At 55.8% G+C, this 24,747-nt stretch carries 25 protein-coding genes; 7 read left to right on the forward strand and 18 right to left on the reverse strand.

Features of this window, described 5'->3' with window-relative positions:
• Window positions 1-19: 19 nt before the first annotated feature.
• Both HUO07_RS11975 and HUO07_RS11980 read right to left on the reverse strand, forming a co-directional pair.
• The gene (locus HUO07_RS11975; protein ID WP_176303754.1) at window positions 20-1,492 is read right to left on the reverse strand and encodes a TolC family outer membrane protein; all 1,473 of its coding nucleotides are present in this window, start codon (window positions 1,490-1,492) and stop codon (window positions 20-22) included.
• A gap of 242 nt (window positions 1,493-1,734) precedes the next feature.
• Window positions 1,735-3,705, reverse strand: a complete 1,971-nt coding sequence (locus HUO07_RS11980; RefSeq protein ID WP_217908878.1) for a sigma-54 interaction domain-containing protein — start codon at window positions 3,703-3,705, stop codon at window positions 1,735-1,737.
• 374 nt (window positions 3,706-4,079) lie between these two features.
• On the opposite strand from HUO07_RS11980, the gene HUO07_RS11985 reads away from it, so the two are divergent.
• Both HUO07_RS11985 and cynS read left to right on the forward strand, forming a co-directional pair.
• Window positions 4,080-4,892: a formate/nitrite transporter family protein gene (locus tag HUO07_RS11985; protein ID WP_008958187.1), complete on the forward strand. Its 813-nt coding sequence runs from the start codon at window positions 4,080-4,082 to the stop codon at window positions 4,890-4,892.
• 59 nt (window positions 4,893-4,951) lie between these two features.
• On the forward strand, window positions 4,952-5,392 hold the full coding sequence (cynS, locus tag HUO07_RS11990; RefSeq protein WP_176303755.1) for a cyanase: 441 nt from the start codon (window positions 4,952-4,954) through the stop codon (window positions 5,390-5,392).
• A 28-nt stretch (window positions 5,393-5,420) separates the two neighbouring features.
• On the opposite strand, the gene HUO07_RS11995 is transcribed toward cynS, so the two are convergent.
• The 12 genes from HUO07_RS11995 to HUO07_RS12050 all read right to left on the reverse strand — a co-directional run bounded on the left by HUO07_RS11995 (window position 5,421) and on the right by HUO07_RS12050 (window position 17,998).
• Window positions 5,421-6,260 (reverse strand): fructosamine kinase family protein, encoded by an 840-nt coding sequence (locus HUO07_RS11995; RefSeq protein WP_176303756.1) that lies wholly within the window; start codon window positions 6,258-6,260, stop codon window positions 5,421-5,423.
• An 87-nt stretch (window positions 6,261-6,347) separates the two neighbouring features.
• Entirely contained in the window at window positions 6,348-7,301 is a 954-nt protein-coding gene (gene tal / locus HUO07_RS12000; RefSeq protein ID WP_176303757.1) for a transaldolase, read from the reverse strand.
• Between the two features lie 20 nt (window positions 7,302-7,321).
• A complete protein-coding gene (gene xylB / locus HUO07_RS12005; protein ID WP_176303758.1) occupies window positions 7,322-8,809 on the reverse strand; it encodes a xylulokinase in 1,488 nt (495 codons plus the stop codon).
• A complete protein-coding gene (locus HUO07_RS12010; protein ID WP_176303759.1) occupies window positions 8,809-10,296 on the reverse strand; it encodes a mannitol dehydrogenase family protein in 1,488 nt (495 codons plus the stop codon). The genes xylB and HUO07_RS12010 overlap by 1 nt, the downstream gene beginning before the upstream one ends.
• Before the next feature lie 71 nt (window positions 10,297-10,367).
• The gene (locus HUO07_RS12015; protein WP_176303760.1) at window positions 10,368-10,988 is read right to left on the reverse strand and encodes a nucleoside/nucleotide kinase family protein; all 621 of its coding nucleotides are present in this window, start codon (window positions 10,986-10,988) and stop codon (window positions 10,368-10,370) included.
• A 7-nt stretch (window positions 10,989-10,995) separates the two neighbouring features.
• Window positions 10,996-11,781: an L-iditol 2-dehydrogenase gene (locus HUO07_RS12020; protein WP_176303761.1), complete on the reverse strand. Its 786-nt coding sequence runs from the start codon at window positions 11,779-11,781 to the stop codon at window positions 10,996-10,998.
• A 2-nt stretch (window positions 11,782-11,783) separates the two neighbouring features.
• Window positions 11,784-12,494, reverse strand: coding sequence for an HAD family hydrolase (locus HUO07_RS12025; RefSeq protein ID WP_176303762.1), 711 nt, complete (start codon window positions 12,492-12,494; stop codon window positions 11,784-11,786).
• A complete protein-coding gene (locus HUO07_RS12030) occupies window positions 12,491-13,642 on the reverse strand; it encodes an ABC transporter ATP-binding protein (protein WP_176303763.1) in 1,152 nt (383 codons plus the stop codon). Before HUO07_RS12030 ends, HUO07_RS12025 begins: the two co-directional genes overlap by 4 nt.
• Window positions 13,643-13,654: 12 nt before the next feature.
• Window positions 13,655-14,521: a carbohydrate ABC transporter permease gene (locus tag HUO07_RS12035; RefSeq protein WP_176303764.1), complete on the reverse strand. Its 867-nt coding sequence runs from the start codon at window positions 14,519-14,521 to the stop codon at window positions 13,655-13,657.
• Between the two features lie 29 nt (window positions 14,522-14,550).
• A complete protein-coding gene (locus tag HUO07_RS12040; protein WP_176303765.1) occupies window positions 14,551-15,441 on the reverse strand; it encodes a carbohydrate ABC transporter permease in 891 nt (296 codons plus the stop codon).
• Between the two features lie 110 nt (window positions 15,442-15,551).
• On the reverse strand, window positions 15,552-16,874 hold the full coding sequence (locus HUO07_RS12045; RefSeq protein WP_176303766.1) for an ABC transporter substrate-binding protein: 1,323 nt from the start codon (window positions 16,872-16,874) through the stop codon (window positions 15,552-15,554).
• 173 nt (window positions 16,875-17,047) lie between these two features.
• Entirely contained in the window at window positions 17,048-17,998 is a 951-nt protein-coding gene (locus tag HUO07_RS12050; protein WP_176303767.1) for a sugar-binding transcriptional regulator, read from the reverse strand.
• A 128-nt stretch (window positions 17,999-18,126) separates the two neighbouring features.
• Here HUO07_RS12050 and HUO07_RS12055 point away from each other — a divergent pair, with 128 nt between their 5' ends.
• On the forward strand, window positions 18,127-18,438 hold the full coding sequence (locus HUO07_RS12055; RefSeq protein ID WP_176303768.1) for a YqfO family protein: 312 nt from the start codon (window positions 18,127-18,129) through the stop codon (window positions 18,436-18,438).
• Between the two features lie 29 nt (window positions 18,439-18,467).
• Here HUO07_RS12055 and HUO07_RS12060 read toward each other — a convergent pair whose 3' ends face one another.
• Window positions 18,468-19,025: an NUDIX hydrolase gene (locus HUO07_RS12060; protein ID WP_176303769.1), complete on the reverse strand. Its 558-nt coding sequence runs from the start codon at window positions 19,023-19,025 to the stop codon at window positions 18,468-18,470.
• A gap of 94 nt (window positions 19,026-19,119) precedes the next feature.
• Here HUO07_RS12060 and HUO07_RS12065 point away from each other — a divergent pair, with 94 nt between their 5' ends.
• Together HUO07_RS12065 and HUO07_RS12070 are read left to right on the forward strand one after the other, a co-directional pair.
• The gene (locus HUO07_RS12065) at window positions 19,120-19,791 is read left to right on the forward strand and encodes a CoA pyrophosphatase (protein WP_008958203.1); all 672 of its coding nucleotides are present in this window, start codon (window positions 19,120-19,122) and stop codon (window positions 19,789-19,791) included.
• Window positions 19,788-20,456 (forward strand): 2OG-Fe(II) oxygenase, encoded by a 669-nt coding sequence (locus HUO07_RS12070; protein WP_008958204.1) that lies wholly within the window; start codon window positions 19,788-19,790, stop codon window positions 20,454-20,456. Before HUO07_RS12065 ends, HUO07_RS12070 begins: the two co-directional genes overlap by 4 nt.
• Before the next feature lie 15 nt (window positions 20,457-20,471).
• Here the strand turns inward: HUO07_RS12070 and HUO07_RS12075 are convergent, their stop codons facing one another.
• A complete protein-coding gene (locus HUO07_RS12075; RefSeq protein ID WP_176303770.1) occupies window positions 20,472-21,431 on the reverse strand; it encodes a L,D-transpeptidase family protein in 960 nt (319 codons plus the stop codon).
• Between the two features lie 358 nt (window positions 21,432-21,789).
• Between HUO07_RS12075 and HUO07_RS12080 the strand changes: the two genes are divergently transcribed.
• The gene (locus HUO07_RS12080; protein ID WP_008958206.1) at window positions 21,790-22,218 is read left to right on the forward strand and encodes a PRC-barrel domain-containing protein; all 429 of its coding nucleotides are present in this window, start codon (window positions 21,790-21,792) and stop codon (window positions 22,216-22,218) included.
• 168 nt (window positions 22,219-22,386) lie between these two features.
• Here the strand turns inward: HUO07_RS12080 and HUO07_RS12085 are convergent, their stop codons facing one another.
• Window positions 22,387-22,809 carry an OsmC family protein gene (locus HUO07_RS12085; RefSeq protein WP_008958207.1) on the reverse strand — a complete coding sequence of 141 codons (423 nt, stop codon included), beginning with the start codon at window positions 22,807-22,809 and terminating at the stop codon, window positions 22,387-22,389.
• Window positions 22,810-23,024: 215 nt separating this feature from the next.
• Here HUO07_RS12085 and HUO07_RS12090 point away from each other — a divergent pair, with 215 nt between their 5' ends.
• Entirely contained in the window at window positions 23,025-23,930 is a 906-nt protein-coding gene (locus tag HUO07_RS12090; protein WP_176303771.1) for a DMT family transporter, read from the forward strand.
• Here the strand turns inward: HUO07_RS12090 and HUO07_RS12095 are convergent.
• Window positions 23,884-24,732 (reverse strand): MOSC N-terminal beta barrel domain-containing protein, encoded by an 849-nt coding sequence (locus HUO07_RS12095; protein WP_176303772.1) that lies wholly within the window; start codon window positions 24,730-24,732, stop codon window positions 23,884-23,886. The genes HUO07_RS12090 and HUO07_RS12095 overlap by 47 nt on opposite strands.
• Window positions 24,733-24,747 lie beyond the last annotated feature (15 nt).

The following is a 24,747-nucleotide window of genomic DNA, read 5'->3' on the forward strand; positions in this document are numbered from 1 at the left end:
CATACACTATCGACAACCATTAACTGCCAGGCTGGGGCGGAGCACCGATGTCGAGAGCGCTCTCATAACGATCGTCGCCGCCATTCTCGGGTAAGATAAAGTTCACCTCATCACCGGTTAACCACGCGTTGACTTCCTCGATGGCTTCGACGTCCAAACGCCCGGCCTGCTGGCGCAGCGAAAGCAAATTCACCACATAGTCATAACGCGCTTCGGCGTAGTTGGCGATCGCGTTGTAAAGGTTTTGCTCCGCGTTCAACACGTCCACGATGTTACGGGTGCCCACCTCATACCCTGCACGGGTGGCTTCTAAAGCGCTGCGATTGGAAACGATGGCCTGCTGGCGCGCCTCGACGGTTTCCACGTCATTGCTCACTTGGGTGTACAGCGAGCGAACCTGCTGGATGGAGGAGCGACGCTGGGACTCGAAATCGTACTGGCTACTTTCCAGTTGATAGGTCCCTTGGCGGATGCTTGCGCTGGTGCGGCCACCGGTGTAAATGGGCAGGTTAGCGCTCAAGCCCACCTGGCTCGAGGAGTATTCACCGGCGGTGTTATCGATATCACTGTCGCCGTATTGATAATTACCAAACGCTTGAAGTGTCGGCAGGCCGCCTGCACGGGCGATTTCCACACCGGTGCGCGCTACTTCGATACCGGCCTGTTGAGCCAATACCTGCGGGTTGAGCTCAAGAGCCTGTTCCACCCAGTAGTCGCGGCTGCTGGGTTCGGGAAGGCCAACGGGCATGCTGTCGCCAAGTGCTTCAATGCTGGCATAGCGTTGGCCGGTCAGCTGCTCCAATGCCTCGAAAGCCACTTGAAGGTTACTTTCTGCGGCAATGCGATCAGCTCGTGATTGGTCGAAGGTCGCGCGCGCTTCCTCGACTTCTGTAATCGCAATCAAGCCGACCTCAAACTGCTCGCCCGCTTGTTCGAGCTGGCGCCCAATCGCCCGCTCTTGAGCAAGACGGGCCTCTAGGATTTCGTGAGCGCGCAGAATATCGAAATAAGCGCTGGCAGTGTCGATCAGCAGTTGCTGTTCGGTGGCCGCAAGCAGATACACCTGCTGGTCAATTTGGCGTTCGGTTTGAGTGACCTCCCGACGCGTTACTTCATCGTAGAGCGCTTGAGTGGCTTCTAAAGAGAGCGATACGGTGTTGTAGCGGTCATCGCTTGCGCTACTAAAATCTCCGTTAACCCTTCCTGCACCAGTGCCCACTCGCGAGGATGTCTGACTTTCGTACTGCTGGTTGTGGGCAACATTACCGGTGGCGTTGATTTGGGGAAGCAACCCACTGCGTGCCACATCTCGGCTAGCCTCAACGCTTAAATACTCAGCGCGTGCCGACGCTAACGCCGCGTTATTGTCTAATGCGTCACGGGTAATCGTGAGGAGGTCAGCCGCTTGAGCAGGCAACACAAATGAAGCTGTGAATACCGCTATCAGTAAGGGTCGTAAAGGGGCATTGACTGCCCAGTGTGCCAGTCGCATGGGATTGCCTCTAGGTATCAGCGTCAGGATGGCGAACGAACTAAGCTTCTCTGTCGACTAAGTCGATCAACTTACAAAGTCTCTCAGCTTACAAAGACACTTGGTGCATTGAGCCACTCAGAAAGATGAGCATTATAGTTACATTCATGTATGTATGCTAGCCTTGAACAATCTAAAAATGTGTGTACAACCTATTGTCAAGCCGCTTCCAGCTTACCTTAGTCCAATGTAGGGAGGGACGACTATCCACACGGCTTACTTTTACGAAATTCCCGTGGCTCAATCCCCCACTTTGTTAGCCGTGACGCTAACGTCGTTGGTTTGATACCCAGTAGCTCCGCGGCGCCGCCCGCCCCCGACACTTTGCCGCCCGCCTGGGAGAGCGCGGCTAGCGTACTTTCTCGTTGGCGCTGGCTAAGCGCATGCTCGGTCAGCAGCGTGGTTTCATGATGTTGCCCGAGGTCACGACCCGCCGTGGGCTCGTTGCTTGTGCGGCTTAACGAGCGGGGCGGCTCCCCCAACAGGAGATCATCGAATACCAGACGCCGATCCTGGGTGACGATTACCTGACGTTCAATGACGTTTTCAAGCTCACGGATATTGCCGGGCCAGGGGTAACGCTGGAGGATTTCTAATTGCGCGGGAGGGATACGCACTCCGGGCTTATTGAATTTGAGGCAGGCTCGGTGCAAAAAATGCCGCGCCAGCAGTGGCACATCCTCAATCCGTTTGCGCAAGGGCACCGAATCGATGGGGAAAACGTTAAGGCGAAAATAGAGGTCTTCACGAAAATGCCCCACCTCAATCATGTCGCGCAGTTCACGGTTGGTCGCGGCAATGACCCGCACGTCGACTTCCCGTGTGCGGTTGTCGCCCACCCGTTCGAACTGTTGATCCTGCAATACACGCAGCAGCTTACTCTGTAACTCGAGAGGAATTTCACCCACTTCATCCAAAAACAGCGTCCCGCCATGGGCGAGCTCAAAACGCCCTGGGCGGTCCTGTACCGCCCCGGTGAAGGCGCCTTTGACATGGCCGAAAAACTCGCTTTCAAACAGGTCACGCGGAATAGCCGCACAGTTTACCCGGATCAGTGGCCGGTCACTGCGCGAACTGCCCGCGTGGATAGCGCGGGCGATCAGCTCTTTACCGGTGCCCGACTCACCACTTATCAGCACATTGGCACTGGTAGGCGCCACCATCTCGATCTGTTTAATCAGCTTTGCCACGGCCGGGCTATTGCCAACAATATCGCGATGGTTGAGCTCTGCTTTTATCTCTTCTTGAAGGTACTCATTTTCCAGTTCCAGGCGCTGCTTGAGCGTCTCCACTTCGGCGAGCGCATCCCGAAGTTGCTGCTCGGCGCGCTTGCGCTCACGAATATCCCGAAACAACACCACGGCGCCCACTAAACGGCCCATCTCAAAAATCGGCGTGCTGGTGTACTCGACCGGAATCGCTTCGCCATTTTTGTGCCAAAACACCTCGTTATCGACATGGTGCACCTGACCGTCGCTGAACGAGGCGTGAATCGGGCACTGCTGCACCGGAAAGTGGCTGCCGTCGGCATGGGTGTGGTGAAACATGAGGTGCGCGTCATGGCCGACCATATCGTCGGTACTCCAGCCCAAAATGCGCTCTGCAGCGGGGTTTACAAACGTCGTTTTGCCCTCCGCATCCAAGCCATAGATCCCCTCGCCTGCCGCGCCAAGGATCAGCTGATTCTGCTTTTCGATACGCTCGAATACCTGTTCGACCCGCTGCCAACCCACTTCCCCCTGGCGGTGCTGGCGACCAAGCTCTGCCTTGGCACGTCGCTGCTCGGCTTTATTACGATCAATCAGCGTTAACAGAAGCTGTTCAGAGTCTTCAATGCACTGGGCATAAACCTCTACCCGGTAGGGCTGGCGCAGCATATCGAGTATCACCAAATCATCCGACCAGGCGGTTTTTTGCACCAGCGCCTCATCCGTAAAGCTCACCCATAGCGGCAGTGACGCACTCAAACGGTGGCTAAAGGGAGCCGCTAGAGGCATGCCTTGCTCAATACCTGTTTGCTCAGTACATAGCTGTTCAATGCATAGCAGCTCACAGGCAGCCGGATTGGCAGCCAATAGCTGATCGGTAAAGGGGTCGATCACAATCATGGCAAGCGGTGAGTAGCCGCCCATGAGTGCAGAGGCTGTGGCGTGCTTGGTTTCCTGCATAAGCATTAGCTACTACCTCAGGATTCAAGGTGATCTTCACTAATGAACCATTCAATTCCCACGCCAGTTACGATTTTTCGTTAATAAAACAACGAAATATCGTTATTTACGATTTTTCGTAACTATTCGAGTGATTCAAAACCAATGCCAAAAAAATAAATTAATCAATTAAAAACAAACGGTTAATCAGCACAATCAAGAGTTGGCACATAAATCGCAATACAAACAGTGATAGTGCGATAGCGCCACACGCTTAATCTCTTTTGCACCAGGAAGGCGCAGCCATCGGTTTTATTGCTCCTATTTATTGCTCCTAGCAGGAAACTCTAAAACTCTTGGGTTAAGCGTTAATTAACCGAAATGACACAGGAGACATGCTTATGTCTTATCTAATGCCCAGTGAATTTGTCACCAAGCTGGTGGATCAGGGTGAATCAAAAATCTATATGGGCACCCGGGATACACTTATTCGCTCCTTTATGGCGGGAGCTACCCTGGCGTTGGCAGTTATTTTCGCCATTACCATAGCGACACAAACAGGCAACTTCTTGATAGGGGCGCTGCTCTTTCCGGTCGGCTTTGTGATGCTTTACCTGATGGGCTATGACCTGCTCACTGGTGTTTTCACACTGGTGCCTCTTGCATGGCTCGACAAGCGGCCTGGCGTCACACTACCCCGAATGCTGAAGTGCTGGGGGCTGGTAGGGCTCGGCAATCTTGGGGGTGCCCTATTTATCGCCACCTTCGGTTACTTGAACTTCACCATGGGCGGCACTGAAGAGATCAACGCTGTCGGCCAAACGATGATGACCGTCGGTGAAAGCCGAACGGTGGGTTATCAGGATGCCGGCATTGCCGGTTGGATCGTGCTCTTCCTAAGAGGCATGTTCTGCAACTGGATGGTGTCCATGGGCGTGGTGGGTGCTGCCATCTCTACAACGGTTTCCGGCAAAATCATGGCCATGTGGATGCCGATTATTGTCTTCTTCTATCTCGGTTTTGAGCACTCCGTTGTCAACATGTTCCTGTTCCCGATTGGTCTGATGATGGGCGCTGACTTCACTCTGTATCAATACATTATGTGGAACGAAATCCCCACCGTACTAGGCAACTTGGTAGGCGGTTTGACGCTGGTTGGCTTGGTTCTCTACACCACCCACGTCCGCACTCAGGCCAAAAAAGTCTTTTCTTGATCGCAGCCTATTAGGCAAAAAAGGGCGTCAAACGCCCTTAACTCTAAAGGAGAACCATCATGGATAAGCTCGAAATGCGTCATACTCTGCTCGCCGCCAAAGCGCGTAAAAAAATGAGCTGGGACGACATTGGTAAAACGGTTGGCATGTCGCCGGTCTGGGTCGCTTCCGCCTGCTACGGCATGAATAGCGCCAGCAGCGATGTGGCTCATCAAATATGCGATACGCTGGGCGTGGAAAGCGACGTCGCCGAAGCGTTAGTGGCGTTTCCCACCAAAGCCTGGGACGAAGCAATTCCCCAGGACCCCTTCATCTACCGCCTGTATGAAGTGGTCGGCGTTTATGGGGAAACCTTGAAGGACGTCGTGCAGGAGAAGTTTGGCGACGGCATCATGAGCGCCATCGACTTCACCATGGAAGTCGACAAAATCGAAGACCCCAAAGGTGATCGGGTATTACTCACCTTGAATGGCAAATTTTTACCTTATAAATCCTGGTAAAACGTAAGACCTAAGCATTGTTAAGGCATTAGGTGGAAGCTTCGACCCTCGCCACGCTGCGCTCAACCGCTGACCGGTAACCGGCACCGAACAGCAGCAGGTGATTCAACAGCGGATAAAGCTGAAACAGCGCTTCACGCCTCGGCCAGTCGGTCGGGGCGTCGCCGTTCCAGTAGGCGTCAAAAAACGCCTCGCCGGGCGAGCCAAACAGAGTCAGCATCGCTAAATCCACTTCCGGGTAGTGGCGATATACCGCGGGGTCTATCAGAGCGGGCCCCTGCGGGGTGGTGAGTACATTCCCCGACCAACAATCACCATGCAGCAGGCTGGGTGGTGCATCGGGCAGCCAGCGCTCTAGATCTTCGGCCAAGCGCTCGATGCGCTCGCGCAGCTGGCTATCCAGCAGCCCTTGCTGGTAGCACGCCTCGCTAAGGGGGAGCAGGCGGCGTTCACGCTGGAAAGCCCGCCCATCACTAAGCGGCGCATTAGGCTGGGGAGTGAGCCCACAGGCATTATCCTGATGCCAACCGTGGGCATCGCCAATCACTTCGTGCAAGCTGCGCAGCCCTTCGCCAAGCGCAGTTGCGTTCTGCGGCCCGGGCACCGTGTCTAACGACTCAATGACCAGCCAGCCGTCTGCCAGTCCGAGCACTTCCGGCACCACTAGCTTCGCACAGGCATTGCGCAGGGTACGCAACCCTTCTGCTTCACCACGCAACCGAGCAGCGTCGTCATGCTTGATCACCACCTGCCCCTGGCGCGTCTCAAGGCGATAAACAGCAGCGATATCGCCGCCACTTAGCGGCTGCAAATCACCGCTCGGGGTCAGTTTAATAGACTCCAGCAACTGCCGCAGAGTGGCATCCATGACACACTCCCCATATCTGAATATAACGTCGCCAGCGTCAGGGCTTACCCTAACCCCGACGCACTTAAACCATGACTAACGTATATTTCAGCCTAGCCGTTTATCAATCAACGATTCAAGTTCCAGCTGGTCGTCGTGGAAGCGGCGGATACCTTCAGCTAGCTTGTCATTGGCCATGGCATCCTGGTTATGCCCCCAGCGGAAAGCGGCTTCGTTAAGCGGCGCAGTGGGTTTACCCGCACCTTCCCCGGCACGGATTTGCGCAGTAACGCTGCCTTCCGTCGCCTCTAGCTCTTCCAGTAACGCCGGCGAAATGGTCAGCCGTGGGCAACCTGCCAGCGCGAGCACTTGGCCGGTGGTGCGGAAGCTCGCACCCATTACCACAGTGTCGTAACCACCCTGGTTGGCTCGCTCACACACGCCCTGCACAAACTGAACACCCGGGTCGTTTTCTGGCGTGTACTCACTGCCGGTCTCTTTTTTGTACCAATCGGTCACTCGGCCCACGAAGGGTGAGATGAGAAACACGCCAGCGTCGAAACATGCCTGGGCCTGGGCATCGCTAAACAGCAGCGTCAGGTTGCACTGAATGCCCTCACGCTCAAGTACCTCGGCGGCACGAATGCCTTCCCAGGTAGATGCCAGCTTGATCAACACACGATCGCGTGACACTCCACGGGCATCGTACAGCTCGATGAGTTCATGGGCCTTGGCGATACTGGCCTGGGTATCAAACGACAAACGAGCAGCCACTTCGGTGGAAACACGTCCCGGCACAACCGCTGAAATCTCACTGCCCATGGCCACCGCCAGGCGGTCAACGGCGTGTTTGACTTGCTCTTCACGGCTGCCGCCAGAGGCTTTTACAGTGCTCAGCTCTTCGTCGATTAGCGCTTGATAACCGGACAAACTAAATGCCTTGAGCAGCAGTGAGGGGTTGGTCGTGGCATCTTGTGGCTGATAACGACGAATGGCCTCAAGATCGCCGGTGTCGGCGACGACAAGCGAATGTTGCTTTAACTGTTGCAGCTGGCTGGTCATAAAATCTCCTTGATATGCTTTTAAGCGCCGCCATGGCGTTGTTCAAGTGCTGCGCAATAACGTGCATAAATCGGTTGGTACGCGGCCACACGGTCAGGATGGGGGTCAGCCAGTGACTGGGCATCCAGGTGAACTAATTTCTCACACAGCGCTTCCAGGGTTACGCCTTCTGCACGCTGGTCGCACCAGGCCGCCTGTATCGCCGCCCCTAGGGCAGCCGCGTCGGTAATTTCGGGGCAAATCACTTGGGTACCGGTAATGTCCGACACCATCTGTCGCCATACTGGGCTATTCGCACCTCCGCCGATCAGGCGGATCTGGCTAGCCCCTGCGGTTAAATCACCCAATAATTCCAGCCCATAGCGTAGCCCGAAAGTGGCGCCTTCCACCACGGCGCGGCATAAATTAGCCTGGGTGGTATTCAAACTGGTCAGGCCAAGAAAGTCTGCTGAGGCGTTGGGCAACATTGGCACCCGCTCGCCATTGAAAAAAGGCAGCACGGTAACGCCTTCGGCGCCGATGGGCGCGCTGGCTACTTTTTCGCCAAACGCGGCTAGGTCCAGGCCGAACAGCTCGCGTACCCGCGTGGTGGCCGAGGTGACATTCATGGTGCAGATCAACGGCAGCCAGCCACCGGTGCTGGAGCAGAAGTTCGCAACCATGGCGTTGTCACACTCGACGGGGGTGGCCGAGTAAGCGCAAACGGTGCCGGAGGTGCCCAAGCTCAGCGTGATCAACCCTGGGGTAATATTGCCGGTGCCAATGGCGCCCAGCATGTTGTCGCCGCCACCGGAAGAGACAACAACCTGATCACCAAGGCCCAGCTCACGTGCGACTACCTGGCGCACCACGCCAACCGGCTCATGGGCTTCCAACAAACGGGGCAGCACCCGCGCTGGGTCTAGCTCGGGAGCTATTTCCTCAAATACCTGCAACTGCCAGCAGCGTTTGCGGGTATCGAAGTAGCCGGTACCCGAGGCATCGCCCGCTTCGGTGACCCGCTCGCCGGTAAGCCAGAAATTGAGATAGTCGTGGGGTAGCAGCAGGCTTTCGATGCGGTGGTACGCATCTGGGTGATGCTCACGCAGCCAGGCAACCTTTGAGGCGGTATAGCCGGTTTGCAGCACTAACCCCAGTTTTTCCAGGCAGCCCGTTTCACCGCCCAGGCGGGCAACTAATTCGGCATTCTGCGCGCTGGTTTCGGTATCGCACCACAGCTTGGCGGGGTAGACCGGCGCACCATCCGCATCGAGCGCCACCATGCCGTGCTGCTGGCCGGAAACGCCGATACCACGCACCTCACTCGCCGAGACCCCGGCTTTATCGAGGGCGGCAAAGAATGCGCCTTTCAGGGCCGCCAACCACTCGGCCGGTACCTGCTCGCGGCGGCCATTTTCGCCCTCTTCCAAGCGATGGGGGCGGCTTGCTTCCGACAGAATCATGCCTCGTTCAACGTCGACCACCACCACCTTGGTACTTTGGGTACCGCAATCTACCCCGATATACATCACACTGTTCCTTTGGATGACGCCAGACCCTCTAGCGTAGCGCGTGCGCCACGTTCGTGCAGTGAACTTAGAGTTGCTATATAGGCTTCAACAAAGCGGGCGCTGTCGATCAAATCACCAAACAACTCGCGGTTTTCGATAAAGGCCGTGGGTCGAGTGCGGTTCTCAGCGGCAATGGCCATTAGCGGTGCCTTCAAACGATCAACAATCTCAATCGGCTCGCCCTGCTCGTCCACCCCCTCAGCGTAGCGCGCCCAACTGGCCACCACGGCGGCACTGCGCTCTATCTCGCCACCCTGGGCCAACTGCTGGCGAATCACCGGCACTAGCCATTTGGGAATCCGGTCAGAGCTCTCGGCGCAGAGCCGTGCCAGGGTATCTTTGATTTGCGGGTTGGCAAAACGCGCAATCAGCGTTAAGCGATAATCTTCAAGATCAACCCCCGGCACTGGCGCCAATGTTGGTGTGCCCTCCTCGCGCATATAGCCCAAGAGAAAATCAACAAACAGCGGATCTTGGCATACCTCATGGGCGTAGCGGTATCCCGCTAAATAACCAAAGTAGGTCAGCGCCTGATGGCTGGCGTTGAGTAGGCGCAGCTTCATCAGCTCGTAGGGTTCGACATCCTCAACAACTTGAACGCCTACCTTTTCAAACGCTGGGCGGCCAAGGGGAAAGTGGTCCTCCAGCACCCATTGCGTAAAGGGTTCGCAAACCACTGGCCAGGCGTCCTCGACGCCAAAGCGCTGATTAAGCTCATCAATATCGGTAGGTGATGTCACTGGGGTAATGCGATCCACCATGGCGTTGGGAAACGCCACCTCGGCTTCCAGCCAGGCACCTAACTCGGAATCCCGCGCCTGGGCATAGGCGCCGAACATACGTTTAGCGACATCGCCGTTACCTTGAATATTATCGCAGGACATAACGGTAAAGGGTGCAATGCCGCGTGCACGGCGGCGGGCCAGCGCCTCCACCACGAGCCCGAAGCTGGTGGTCGGCTGGGTGGGGTTAGCAAGGTCGGCGCATACCTGAGGATTATCGAGATCGAACTCGCCACTCACCGGATGAAAGTTGTAGCCGCCTTCGGTCACTGTCAGCGACACGATACGAATCGCCGGGTCGGCCATCTGCTCAATCACCGCCTCGGTATCGTCCGGTGCAAACAGGTAATTCACCATACTGCCAATGACCCGCGGCTCGTACTGGCCGTCAGGGTGCTTGACCACCAGGGTGTAGAGATAGTCCTGTGCTGCCAAGGCCTGCTGCATACGTTTGTCGCCGGGCATCACGCCCACGCCAACAATCCCCCAATCCAGCGCTTCGCCCTGGTTCATCAGTGCATCCAGATACATCGCCTGATGGGCACGGTGAAAGCCGCCTACGCCGATATGCACAATACCGGGGGTGAGCGCCTTGCGGTCATAGTGAGGCACAGCAACATCGGCGGTTAGATTGCCCAGGTTGTGATTGTTAAGTTGGGTCATGGGTACTCTCCAGCCAAGGCCTACTTGGCGCGATGGGGATAATAAAAGTGACTAAAACGGTTACAAAAACGCTAGCGCCAGCGCTGGTCAGGCGTTAAACAGCAGCGTTTTACCAATTGCGCATTGAGCATATCTTTGTGGTGGGTCCGCTCCAGCGCCCCGGCGCGGTCCTGGCCCATCTCAAGCCAGCGATTGATCAATCGCTCAACCAACACGTCGTCATCGACGTCTATAAATAGCGTCCAATCAAATAGTGGGCGCAGGTCGCGCCAGGGAGTGCGATCCAGCAGCAAATAGTTGCCTTCGACGATCACGATGCGCTGCTTAAGCGTGATCAGCCGCCCACCTGCACGAGCGAGATCCAGCGGGCGATCAAAGACCGGTACCGCTACCGGATGGATAGCCTGACGGATGCGTTCAAGGTCGCAGCGCAGCCCCTCCACATCGAAGGTGTGAGGCGCGCCTTTAAGCGGCACCTGCTGCTCGCCCAGCACGGCGTTATCGAAGTGATAGCCGTCCATGGGCACCAGACCGACTTGGCCCGGCAAACGCTGATTAATGGCATCGCAGAGCTGGGCGCTGCGATAGGATTTCCCCGCCCCTGGCGGCCCTGCCAGCGCTACCAAGTAGCGCGATGCACCGTCAGCGGCGCTAATAATCTGTTGTGCTAAGGCATCAAGATCAGGCGTCATGGCCACCTCAGCTCATCCAATTGCCGCCATCGACATTAAGCGTCTGGGCAACTACGTAATCGCTGTCCTGGCTGGCCAGAAACACCGCTGCGCCGGTATGATCTTCCGGCAGGCCCATGCGCCCAAATGGAACCGCTTCGCCTACCAGACGTTTCTTCTCGCCAAGCGGACGGTTCTCGTAACGGGCAAAGAGTGCGTCGACTTCCTCCCACATCGGCGTATCCACCACACCGGGAGCAATGCCGTTGACGTTGATGCCGTGTTTGATCAGATCCAACCCGCAGGATTGAGTGAGGCTGATGACGGCTGCCTTGCTGGCGCAGTAAACACTCACTAGGGCTTCACCACGACGCCCCGCCTGGGAGGCTATATTGATAATTTTCCCGCCTTGGCCACGGGCTACCATGGAACGGGCAACCGTTTGCAGGGTAAAAAACATGCCCTTGGTATTAACCGCAAACTGCTTGTCGAAGCTCGCCTCGGTCACCTCAAGCACAGGCGCCATATCAAATACCGCGGCGTTATTGACCAAAATATCGATACCGCCGAAGCGCTGCATCACCGCCTCTACCATGGCATCAATCGAACTCTGATCGCAGACATTTAGTGCCACTCCCATCACCTTCTCGGCGAGCCCCAGCTGCTGCAGTGTCGCTACGGCATCGTCGATGGCGCCACGGTCAATATCGGCCACCACGACATTGGCGCCTTCTGAAAGGTAACGCTGGGCAATGGCCAGGCCGATGCCGCGAGCGCCACCGGTAATCACTGCGGTTTTATCGATCAGTTTCATAGCTATCTCCGATGAATAGGCACGCCGTTAGCATGTGGCAAGCTGGCGCCATGGGTCTGCCATTCGTCCACCAACGCTGCCAGGCCGTGCATGTGCTCTAAAATTCGCCAGGCACCGGCCTGGGTAAGGCGTGCCGACTGTTCAGCATCCACGTGGCTGGCGCCGACAAAACCGATTACGCACATGCCCGCGGCATGAGCGGCGGTTACCCCGGCAACGCTGTCTTCCACCACCAGGCAGTCCCGGGGCACTTGGCCTAACTGGGAGGCTGCCAATTGGTAGAGCGCGGGGTCAGGCTTGGGATTGGCCACCTGATCAGCAGTAAAGATAGGCACGTTGCCAAAGGCTTCTGCCAACCGCGTATTCGCCAATGACGCCAGTACGCGGCTGCGCCGACTGTTGGAAACTACCGCTTTTTCCAACGCGATGCCGCGAACGGCCTTATCCGCCCCCTCTATCGCTTTCAGTTCCCGCGCCAGGCGCGCCTCAATGGCGATGTCCACCTGTTCGGTGGCATCAAGCGGCAGTGTGTGGGCGCTTAACGCTTCGAGATGCGCAAGAATAGCCGCCGTGGTCATCCCCAGGGCCTGGCCCAGCGCCTGGTCAATATTCAGGTCGGGCAGCCACCGGGAGAGATACGCCACCAGCGTGCCTTCCGCGATGGCTTCGCTGTCGACCAGCACGCCATCGCAGTCAAAGATGAGCGTCCTCATGCAGGCTCCTCAGAAGGCGAGCCAGGGGCACGGTTATCTTGGCGGGTCAGCCCTGCTAGCGGGTGCTGCTCCAGGCTTGGCAAGGCCAGCCCGTCAGTATCAAACAAGTGGGCACGCTCGGGGGCGAAGCCAAAGTGAACGGTATCGTTAACCCGGTAGGCCACATCGCCATCGGCCATGATGGTGATTAGCTCGTCATCCATCTGAACGTACAGCGAGGTTTGGCCGCCGAGGCGCTCAAGCACTTTGATCTGTCCACTCAGCGGTCCCTGCTCATCGAGCACCAGGTGTTCTGGACGAACACCCAGCTCAAGGGCGGCGTTAGGCGCCAGGTGCTGTCCATCGACGGGCACGCTGCGCTCACCGCCACCGGGCAAACGAATAGCCACCCCGTCAGGCGTTACGCCAGTCATCGTTACCTGCAGAAAGTTCATTTTCGGTGAGCCAATAAACCCCGCCACAAAGCGATTGCAGGGGTGATGATAGAGCGCCATGGGCGAGCCTACCTGCTCTACCACGCCGTCGTGGAGCACGACGATTTTATCCGCCATGGTCATCGCTTCGATCTGATCATGGGTGACGTAGATCATGGTGGCGTCCAGCTCATCGTGCAGGCGCGCCAGCTCAATGCGCATCTGTACCCGCAGCGCGGCATCCAGGTTGGAGAGCGGCTCATCGAACAGGAAGATGCTGGGGTTACGCACAATCGCCCGGCCAATCGCCACGCGCTGGCGTTGACCGCCGGAGAGCGCTTTGGGCTTACGGTCTAACAGCGGCTCTAGCTGCAGAATCTTGGCCGCTTCCAGCACCTTGGCGCGGCGCTCCTCTTTGGGAACCCCCGCCAAGCGCATGCTGAAGCCCATATTGCCTTCCACCGTCATATGCGGGTAAAGCGCGTAGCTCTGAAACACCATGGCGAGGCCGCGGTCCGCTGGACCAACATCATTAATACGCTGTCCGTCGATCAAAATATCGCCGTCAGTAGCGCTTTCCAGCCCGGCGATCATGCGCATCAGTGTGGATTTACCGCAGCCGGAAGGGCCAACGAAGACCACAAACTCGCGGTCATTCACCTCAAGGTCGATGCCCTTGATCACCTCGGTGTCGCCAAAACGCTTGGTAATATTGTGTAATTGTAGTGTTGCCATGAGGAATATCCTTTACTTGACGGCGCCAAAGGTCAGGCCACGTACCATTTGTTTTTGCGTCATCCAACCGAGTATCAAAATAGGCGCAATCGCCATGGTGGAAGCGGCAGATAGTTTGGCCCAGAACAGCCCCTCAGGGCTTGAGAATGAGGCGATGTAAGCGGTTAACGGCGCGGCATTTGAGGTAGTCAGGTTGAGACTCCAGAACGCCTCGTTCCAACTCAAAATCACCGATAGCAGGCCCGTTGAAGCGATGCCCGGCAGCGTCAGCGGCAGCAGTAGAAACATCACCTCCTGCAGTGTCGAAGCGCCATCCATACGCCCCGCTTCAAGAATGTCCTTGGGCATATCCTTGAAGAAGGTGTAAAGCATCCACACCACAATCGGCAGGTTCATTAACGTGTAAACGATGATCAGCCCCGTTCGGGTATCCAATAGGCCAACATCGCGGAAGATCAGATAAATCGGCACCAGCACGCCCACCGAGGGCAGCATTTTAGTGGAGAGCATCCACAGCAGCGTTCCTTTGGTACGCTTGGTGGGCAAGAAAGCCATCGCATAGGCAGACGGTATTGCAATCAGCAGCGCCAGGAAGGTGGAACCAAATGCCACCGCCACGCTGTTAAGGGCAAAGCGTGCATAGCCCGAGCGCTCTTGCACCTCTTGGTAGCTCTCAAGAGTGGGCGAAAAAATCAGCGTAGGATCAGCAATAGCCGCTGATTCGGTTTTAAAACCGGTGAGGATCATCCAGAAAATGGGAAAGAAAATCACCAGCGCTACTGACCAACCCAAGATCGTCAGAAAGGCGCGTTTAGCCTGTGGGGAACGCCACCCTGACACCGAACGTGGCGCCGCCGTTTTGGAACTTAATGTTGTCATCGAAGTACTCCCAAGACACAAGTGCCGGTCTAATCTTCCAGGTTTTTGGCCACCATACGGACCAGGAAGATCGCCACGATATTGGCGAGAATGATCGCGATCACCCCACCGGCGGACGCAGTGCCTACGTCAAAATCGAGCAGCGCACGAATATAAATCAGATAAGCTAAATTGGTGGTCGCCAAGCCAGGCCCACCGGAGGTGGTGACGAAAATCTCGGCAAAGATGGTCAGCAGGAAGATCATTTCAATCATGATCACCACACTGATCGCCCGCTTTAGATGCGGCAACGTGATAAAGAAGAAAATCGCTATTGGCCCTGCCCCGTCCATACGGGCGGCTTCGACTTGATCCTCATCCAGCGATTGCATCGCGGTGAGCAGAATCAACAACGCAAACGGCAGCCACTGCCAGGCCACGATGATCACAATGGAGGTCAGCGGCAGCGAGGAGAACCAATCAACAGCGGGCAGACCAATGGATTCAGCCAGCCACGCCAGCACCCCGTTAGAGGGATGCATCATCATGTTTTTCCACACCAGGGCACTCACGGTGGGCATGACAAAAAACGGCGAGATCGCCAGCACACGAGCTATCCCGCGTCCCGCAAACTCCTGCTGAAACAGCACCGCCAGCAGGGTGCCGCCCACCACGGTAATCGCCAGCACCCACCCCACCAGCAACAGCGTGTTGCCCATAGCGGCCCATAGGGCAGGGTCGGTGAGAAGATATTCATAGTTTTCCAACCCGGCAAAGCCGGTCATGCCGGGCATTAGCAGGTTATAACGCTGGAAAGAGAACCATAGCGTCATGCCTAGTGGCACAATCATCCAAAGCAACAGTAGCGTCACGGCTGGGGCTTGAAGTGCAAGCGTTCTCAGCCCGCCAACAGTACGGCCGGAAGCACGGGTTTTAGTCATGGGATTACCTGCGAAATACGAGGCTTTATACGAAAACGGCTAGACAACATCGATAAAGCGCCTGCCCTCACTGTCAGTAACCAAGTGAACAGGCAGGCGCTGGTCTCGTTTTAGCGTTCGATGTAGCCCGCCCGCTGCATCGTGCGTTCAGTGGCACGCTGGGCGTTATCTAGCGCCTGCTCTACCGTCGTGTCGCCGGTTAACGCAGCGGCGATAGTCTGACCGACCTGAGTACCGATGGACTGGAACTCGGGGATGTTGACCGTCTGTACGCCAACGTAGGGGTTGGGTTCTAGGGTTGAGTCATTCGGGTCGGTTTCTTGAATGGCCTTTAAAACGAAATCAGCAAAAGGTGCCGCTTCGGTGTACTGCTCGTTCGCGTAAGTAGACTCACGAGTGCCCGGGGGAACGCTGGTCCAGCCTTCCGTTTCACCCACCAGCTCAATGTAGTCTTCTGAGGTGGCCCAGGTAATGAACTCAAGCGCTGCTTCCTGTTTTTCGGAAGAGGCCGGAATCGCGAGCGCCCAAGACCACAACCAATGCGAGCCTTTGGGTGTTTCTGCGATAGGCGCTGGGGCAAAACCTAGGCTGTCCGCCACATCGGATTCATTGCCGTCATACAGCTTGCCAGCGGCCGAGGTGGCATCGACCCACATGGCACAGTTGCCGCGTGCGAACAGCGCCAAGTTCTCGTTAAAGCCGTTTGAGCTTGCGCCTGGCGGCCCGTAATCGTTAAGCAGATCGACATAAAACTGGATAGCGTTAACCCATGCCTCAGAGTTGAGTTCCGGATTCCACTCTTCATCAAACCAGCGACCGCCGTAGGTGTTCACCAGGGTGGAAACAAAGGCCATGTTTTCGCCCCAGCCCGGCTTACCACGCAGACAGATACCGGCCAAGCCCTCTTCGCTGCCATGCAGTTCGCCAGCCCACTCGCGTACTTCTTCCCAGGTGGGCTGCTCGCTCATTTCGATGCCCGCCTTATCAAACAGATCCTGGCGGTAGTACATCATTGAGCTTTCGGCATAAAAAGGCAGCGCGTGTAGCGTGCCATCCAGGCTCAAGCCATCACGCACGGAGGCCAGCAGGTCATCTTCGTTGTAGTCCTCGGGTAGATTATCCAGTGGTGACAGCCAGCCGCGCTCTGCCCAGATAGGCACTTCGTAAGTACCGATGGTCATGACGTCAAATTGGCCGCCACCGGTGGCAATATCGGTGGTCATGCGTTGACGTAGAACGTTCTCCTCAAGCACCACCCAATCCAAGGTGATGTCCGGGTGAGCTTCTTCGAACGCCTCGGTGAGGCTCTGCATAATCACCATATCGTTGTTATTAACCGTGGCCACGGTGATTTCGGTTTGCGCCTGGGCATGGCTCGATATGGCAATGGCGGCCGCTAGCGTGGTGACGGGCAAGTGACGTGCGAGTCGCATAAAGCACTCCTATGGGCTTGTATTGGCATTGTTGTCGCCTTGATCTTATTGATCATCAACCGAACAAATGATCGTACGTAAGACAAAAAAAAGCAAAGCCGATCGGCTTAGACTTTACGCTAACTTATTACCCTTACTGCATGTTGCAGCGCACTCGTTTCGGTTTTAAAGGCCTAGAGCGCCTCTACAATCTGCCTAGCAGCCGCTTCGTCGGTCACCAACCCTTTCAACCAACGGCCACGCAGCGCGGCATGAATCGCCGGGGCTTTTTCACGCCCTCCCGCTATCGCCACCATATGGTGCTTGCCAAAGCGCTCCAGGGGCAGACTAGTGACCCGCCGGGTAATCGAGCAGTCGATCACCTCGCCGTCGCTATTCAGCGGCCAGCCAAGCAGCTCCCCTACCGCTGCCAAACCCAGTAACTCATCTAGTTCGCTTTCGCTAATAAAGTGATCTTGAAACAGCGTGGCCTGGCGGTCGATGCGCCCAACGCCAATAAAAGCAGCCTCGGACTCGCGCGCCACATCGGCAATTTTTTTAAATAACCGCTGCGTCAGCATCGCCTCTTTTTCAACAAGCGTTTCCGCCACCACTGGTGCGGGTAGCAAAAAGCGTTCACCGCCGGTTTTATCCGCCATCACCATCACCGCATCGTAACGGTTAGCCGAGCCGTCCCGGGCAACATTCCCCACTAACGAGACAAAGCGATGCTGAGGCCGCTCAACACGACTGAGCGCTTCTACCGCTGCCCGCACCGAACGCCCGGTGCCTAACGAAAGCGTCAACGGCTCACTGCGTTCAACCAACTGCGCCACCCGCTCGGCGGCTGCCACAGCTAGGTAAGAAGCGGCACTTTCGGCGGCGTGGTTATCGGCAGGGACCACGTCGCAGTAGGTCAAACCAAAGTGATCACGCAACGTGCTGCCTAGCGCCATGCAGTTAGAGATCGGGTGATCAATATGCACTTTCACCAGCCCCTCCTGGCGGGCCAGCGCCAACAAGCGCTGCACGCCAGGCCGTGAAACACCCAACTGGCTGGCAATCTCATCCTGGGTCATTCCCCCCACGTAAGACATCCAGGCGGCCCTGGCCGCCTGGTCCAGCTTTACCTCAAATTTATCCATACAATGGCTCACTTAATGAGTACTGAAACATCATCATACAAAGCTAAGCCCGCGACTAGTAGTCGTCTATCCGCTAACATACGTGTAGTACAGCGCTTGATGATGAATGGATTGCAGAGGGGATTAGCATGTACAAATTGGCTTTTTTTGTTCCCGTGGAAGATGCCGACAGCGTTAAGCAAGCCGTGTTTGAAGCTGGTGCCGGGCGTATAGGTGCGTACGAGAGTGTCTGTTTTCAAACCCGTGGTACGGGGCAGTTTCGCCCGACCGAAGGTGCCCACCCGCACATTGGTTCGGTGGGCAGCTTAGAAAAAGTCGAAGAGTTCAAAGTGGAACTAGTCTGTGATGACGCACACATCCATGGTGCTATCGCGGCCTTGAAACTTGCTCACCCCTATGAAGAAGTCGCTTATGATGTATGGCAGTTAGCCGATCTATAGCCGTATATTTACGTTATCAACTGGATAGCTTAGGCACTGCCAAAATAGCGCTCACGATCTTCGGGCGTCACCATGCTGATATGTAGCGGAAACTCGTTATGGGGGCGGTCAGCGTAAAAGTGCCGTAGTGTGCGCTCAATGGTCGTAAAGGCCAGTGCATCCCAGGGAATTTCGTGTTCCTCAAATAGCGCAACTTCCAGGCTTTCCGGTCCGGCGCTGAAGCCGCCGATTAGTTCGGCACGAAAAATCATATACACCTGATTGATATGCGGTAAATCAATCAGGGTATAGAGGTTGGCCAGTTTGACCTCGGCACAGGCCTCTTCGCGGGTCTCTCTGGCGGCAGCCTGCTGGGTTGATTCAGCGTTTTCCATATAGCCAGCAGGCAGCGTCCAGTAGCCTTTGCGCGGTGAAATTGCACGCTTACAGAGCAATACCTTGCTACCGCTAACGGGCAGCGTGCCGGCCACAATACGTGGATTCTGATAGTGAATCGTCCCGCAGGCATCGCACAGGTAGCGTGGGCGATCATCGCCTTCGGGGACTGCAAAACGCACCTTATCACCACAGTGGCTACAAAAGTTCATCGCGTATTCTCAACGGCTAGTGAATAGAAGCCTCGACGCGCTTGACGTCAATGACCGCTGCTGGGTAAAAGAGAACAAAGTTACTGGATGCCCTATGTTAGAGAAACTTCGCAATCAGCTGCAACAACTGACGCCTCAACGCTTAGACCACGTGGTAATGCCCGAGGCTGCGGTACTATTGCCCATTGTCGACCGGCCAGCACCTACCCTGCTGTTTACCCGCCGCGCCAGCCATTTGAGTACGCATAGCGGCCAAGTAGCATTTCCTGGTGGTAAGCGCGAGCCCTTCGATACTGATCTTTACGCCACTGCGCTGCGCGAAGCAGAGGAAGAGATTGCCCTCGACCCAACCCTGGTACAACCCCTGGGGCGGCTGTCGGATGTTATTTCGCTGCACGGCATTCGCGTTACCCCTTGGGTCGGTATCATTCCGCCTGATTTACCGCTGGTGGCCGACCCAGGTGAGCTAGACGCTATTTTTGAAGTGCCGCTCAGCCACTTCCTGGACGACCATCGCACCCATACCGATGTCATCACTGTCGATGGCGTGGCGCACTACGTGCCCAGCTATCACGTGGACGGCCACGTCATCTGGGGACTTTCAGCGATGATGCTGGTGGAGCTATTGGCCGAAGGCTTTGGGATGCCGATTGATCTGTATCAACGCCCCTTGGGCCCGCTGCGCCATTATCCGGAACGTAAAACTCGTCTCTCTTCTCCATCTACTAACACTTCCCGCCCAGCCCCATCGAGATCCAACAAATGACCCCCAGTGTTGCTACGTTTTCGCCTGCGCTCCAGCCAGCGACGCAAGTTGCCCTTGTCGATGCGCTGGTTGAGCAGGGCTGGTATGTGGGCCGCGAGGTGATTGACCTTGAGCTCTGTGAAGCACTGAACCATGAACTACTGCATCGAGCGGCCTATAACGGGTTGGACGAAGCGGGCATTGGCCGCGGCCAGCAGCACCTGTTGCGTAAGGATATCCGCGGTGACGCCATTCATTGGCTGGACCGTGAAAGCGCCGCCCAGCGGCGTTATTTAGATGCCATGCGCGAATTGCAGCAGGCGCTCAACCATGCGTTGTTTTTGGGTTTATTTGAGTACGAAGCCCACTTCGCTCACTACCCACCCGGCGCTTTTTATCAGCGCCATGTGGATAGCTTCCGCGGCCGCGCTAACCGCGTGATCTCTACCGTGGGTTATCTGACGCCCGACTGGCCAAGCGATGGCGGCGGTGAAATGGTGATTTACCATCCTGACGACCCCAGCCAAGAGGTCGCCCGTGTCATACCCGAAGCGGGCACCTTCGCCTGCTTTCTATCTGAAACCATTCCCCATGAAGTGCTGCCTACTCGCTGCCCGCGCACCAGTATTGCGGGCTGGTTTCGGCGCAATGCCTCGCTGGGTGGTGTGCTTGACCCCGCGCGCTAACACGCCCAAGCCTTATCAGGTTAACGGTACAATTTGACCGTTAGCCCGCTCCAGCACTTCACGTACCTGTTCGTAATCCGCGCTGCTGGGGCCACCCTCGTGGTGCTCTATAAGGCCGACGACGTCCAACAGCGTGTCCATGCCATAAGCGGTTTCATCCGTGGCGGTAAACGCCTGGACATAACCTCGCTCAGCGGCATCCCAGCCTACCTTGATCGGTGAATCGATAATATTGACTTGGGTGCCCACCGGCACACGCCAGAATACCGCTTCGATATCTTCCGGGTGCATACGAATACAGCCACGGCTGGCCCGCATGCCAATACCGTCCGGCTGGTTGGTGCCATGGATCAGGTAACCGGGGATATCCAGTAAAATAGCGTACTGCCCGAGCGGGTTATCAGCACCAGGCGGTACAACTGATGGCGCGGGGTCGCCACGTTCGGCGGCTTCACGGCGAATCGACTCAGGCGGATACCAGGCTGGATTTTCAAGCCGCATAGTGGTTTCGGTAATCCCCAGCGGCGTGTTGTAGGCATCGCGTCCAATACCAATGGGATAGGTTTCTACCCGCGGCGTTTCACCCTCTTCTACCTCGGGGTAATAATAGAGACGCAGCTCGGCCACGTTAATGACAATGCCGGTACGCGCTTCATCGGGCAGAATAAACTGACCGGGAATCGTCACCTCGGTACCCTCGCCCGGCACCCAGAGGCTGGTATCCGGATTGGCCATACGAATTTCTTCGTAGCCAACATTATGCGCTCGGGCAATATCCATCAGCGTACCTTCTTCGCTGGCGGTGACGGTATATACCTCGCCCACCATATTGCCTTGCTCCGGAAGCGGGAAATGACCTTTGGGCAGTTCACTGCTGTCAGCGGCGGCAGTGGACGCTAATAGCCATGCTCCCAGCGCGACACTACTGACACAGACCTGCTTTATACGTCGTAAAGGGTGGTACTGGGAAATCATCGTCAGGTTTCTCCTTTTAGGGTAGGAATATGACGACTGGGGCGAAGCAGGTCAATTCGACAGACTGTCGCACAATGACGCGGGGACAGCCTCACGTGCTGCACTGCCATAAACGTAGCCAACTAAAAGTTTTAGTTAATTGGTTGTATTTTTGATCACAACGACTAATCTATTAATTGTCTTAGCGCAGTGACGCGCATGGCGGCGTTAATTACTCAAGCGTAATTAACATACACAGGAGTAATAGCACTGGCGTTGTAAAGCTACTTTAAAGCACAGCTAACACCCTCTGCTATTGATTTATGCGGGCTATTTCGCGGAGTCGTTAAGCCCAATGAAATCGCAAGGAGCAAGTAAAATGAAAATGATCAAACCCGCCTTTCTAGGTACTCTCATGGTTCCAGCCGTTATGTTTGCTGCAGGCACCGTTAATGCCGAAGAGAATACCACTACCATGGAAGCAACCTACCTGACCGAAACACCAGAAGGTACTTTTCATGCTGATGCCTTAACCGGCAATCAAGTCAAGAGTAGTGTCGAAGATGACGAAGACATCGGCACTATCACTGACCTTGTCATCGGTGAAGATGGTCAAATTAACGCTGTAGTTGTAGGCGTCGGTGGCTTCCTCGGTATGGGCGAGAAAAATGTCGCTATCGAATGGGATTCACTTGAATTAACCAAAGACGAAGATGGTGAAGATTACATCATTACCGTTAATGCTTCACAAGACGCACTAGAATCTGCAGAAGAGTATAACCGTAACGGCGACTTGGAAGACGAATAAGCTTACTTCAGTCATACAAGCCAGTCATACAAAAAGCCTTGGCAATTGCCAAGGCTTTTTTATTGCTTTTAATTTAGTACTTAAAGAATTACTTTATGGCTAGCTTTTATTTAAAAGCCATAAAGGTTCACACATAATCGCTATGTGTGAACCAGAGCACTGGTTAAATCAGCCTTTTAACTTAGCCGTCATGCTAATGTCAGCTTTAAGCACTTTTGAAACGGGGCAATTAGCTTTCGCCGTTTCCGCCGCTTCCTGGAAAGCTGCATCGTCGGCGCCACTGATGGCGGCGACTACATCCAGATGGATTTTAGAAATATCAAATCCTGCATCGCTCTGGGAAAGGGTTACTTTAGCGCTGGTTTCAATAGAATCAGCGGTATAGCCTTTCTCACCTAAAATCATGGAGAGCGCCATGGAGAAGCAGCTGGCGTGTGCTGCGCCAATCAGTTCCTCAGGATTAGTGCCTTTTTCATCTTCAAAGCGCTTGCTGAAGGAGTAACTGGCATCTAAAACGCCACTCTCGGTTGAAATGGTGCCTTTGCCATCCTTAAGACCACCTTCCCAACGTGCGCTAGCTGTACGATCCATAACAACTCCTTGTGTGTGCCAATATGCGTAAACATATTGTCAGTGTAAGTGTCAGTGTGGGTTCGGCGAGGATTGCCGCTTGACCACCTCACCAGCGTAGCTGATTTTTTGTTTCTCTGCCGCCCCCTTACTTCCATCGCTTCCATCAACTCTCGTTCAGCCGTAAGCTAGTTAGCTACCTAACTGCGTTACTTATTTGATGTTAAGGACTCGCCATGTCGTCGGCTGATGCGCTGCGCTTGATACTGCTCTCTTCTCTGTGGGGCCTTTCGTTTATCTTTATGCGCGTAGCCGCCCCCGAATTTGGCGCGGTACCGTTAGTATTGGTACGTATGGGAATTGGCGCACTGCTGCTCATGCCGCTGTTGATCAGCCTGCATTACCTGCGGTTGATTTGGCAGCATAAGGGCCCGCTGCTTTTTTTAGGTATTGTGAATCACGTGCTGCCTTTTTCGTTACTGGCACTTGCCACCACGCGACTAGAGGCGGGCTTTACCTCATTAATTAATGCTACCACGCCGATTTTTACTGCGCTGATCGGCGCGCTGTTTTTCGCTACCGCCATACAGCGCCAGCAGTACTTAGGCCTCGCCCTGGCACTGCTGGGGGTCTATGTGCTCTCTGCGGATCGACTCGATTTCGCCCTGGGCGGCGACGGCTGGTTTATTTTGGCTGTTTTAGGCGCCACGTTTTGCTACGGCATTGCAGGCAATTATTCTAAAACGCGCCTTGGTCACCTACCCACACGTGTACTCGCCGCAGGCAGTAGCGCCATGTCAGCGTTGGTGCTGCTGATCCCCGGCATTCTATTATGGCCAAACGAGCCCATTAGCAGCCTGGCCTGGGGAAACGCGCTGGCACTGGCAGCGCTAAGCACCACTCTGGCCTTCCTGCTCTACTTTGGCTTACTCGCCAGCGCGGGCGCCACCGCCACTTCAACGGTGACGTTTCTGGTGCCGGTGAGCGCGCTGATATGGGGTTATCTACTGCTTGGAGAGACGCTGAACGTTCAGATTATCGCGGGCATGGTCATTACCCTCATTGGCACGGCGATCGCCACTAAACTACTACGCGTCAAGCGTCGCGAAACGTCGCCGCCAGTCTATCCCCCACACGAATAATACTACCTGCGCCTTCTAGCAGCGTGGCGTTCTGGCCAAAGTGGGCGCCTTTCAAAGCGGGCTGAGTATTAAGCTCAATCAAGGTTTTTAGCGGCTCAGCAGGGGCTGGTACTGCCGCCGTATGCTGATCGATAGTAGTGATCTTGCAGCGTTTGCAGGGCTTACGCAGCGCTAGTTGGAAAGCTCCCTTTTGTTCAGAAAGCGTCGCCCAACGGTCTTCAGCCCACGCCTCATCGCTCTCTACCACAATATTGGGCCGGAAACGGTTCATGGGCACTGGCGCGCCCCCTTTTGCCACCAACGCCTGATTAAGAGCATCCAACGAGCCCGTGGACGTGATCAGAAACGGGTAGCCATCAGAGAAATAGGTATGCGCCGCTCCACCGTCAAGGAAATCCTCTTCGACCGCGCGGGGAAATTCAGTTGCAAAACGTACCAAGCTCAGCCCTTGCTCCTGTTCGCCCAAGGCAGCGACTAACCAGCGAGAAACATCTTCGCTCTCCGGCAGGGCTTTGCAGTGATCATTCCACACGCTGACCAGACGCAAATTACCGGCGGGTTCTGCCAGCGGTATGTTCAGCGGGTCAACGCCAGGGTGAGATAGCACCAAGTACTCGTCGGTGAGAGCGACCTCAATGGTGGCGAGCGCAGGGAGTTGTCGCTGGGTCACAAAGCGCTGCTGGGCGTCCACCAGCATCCAGCGGCGATCCCAGGCGAGCCCGTGCTCTTGTAGCTCGCTGTGATTAACGCTGATGCCTTTTAGCGACTTTACGGGGTAGATGTTGAGTAGAGTAATCTGCACGGCAGCCTCGCGACA

This window comes from Vreelandella maris (assembly GCF_013371085.1).
In the GTDB taxonomy this organism is placed as follows: Bacteria; Pseudomonadota; Gammaproteobacteria; order Pseudomonadales; family Halomonadaceae; genus Vreelandella; species Vreelandella maris.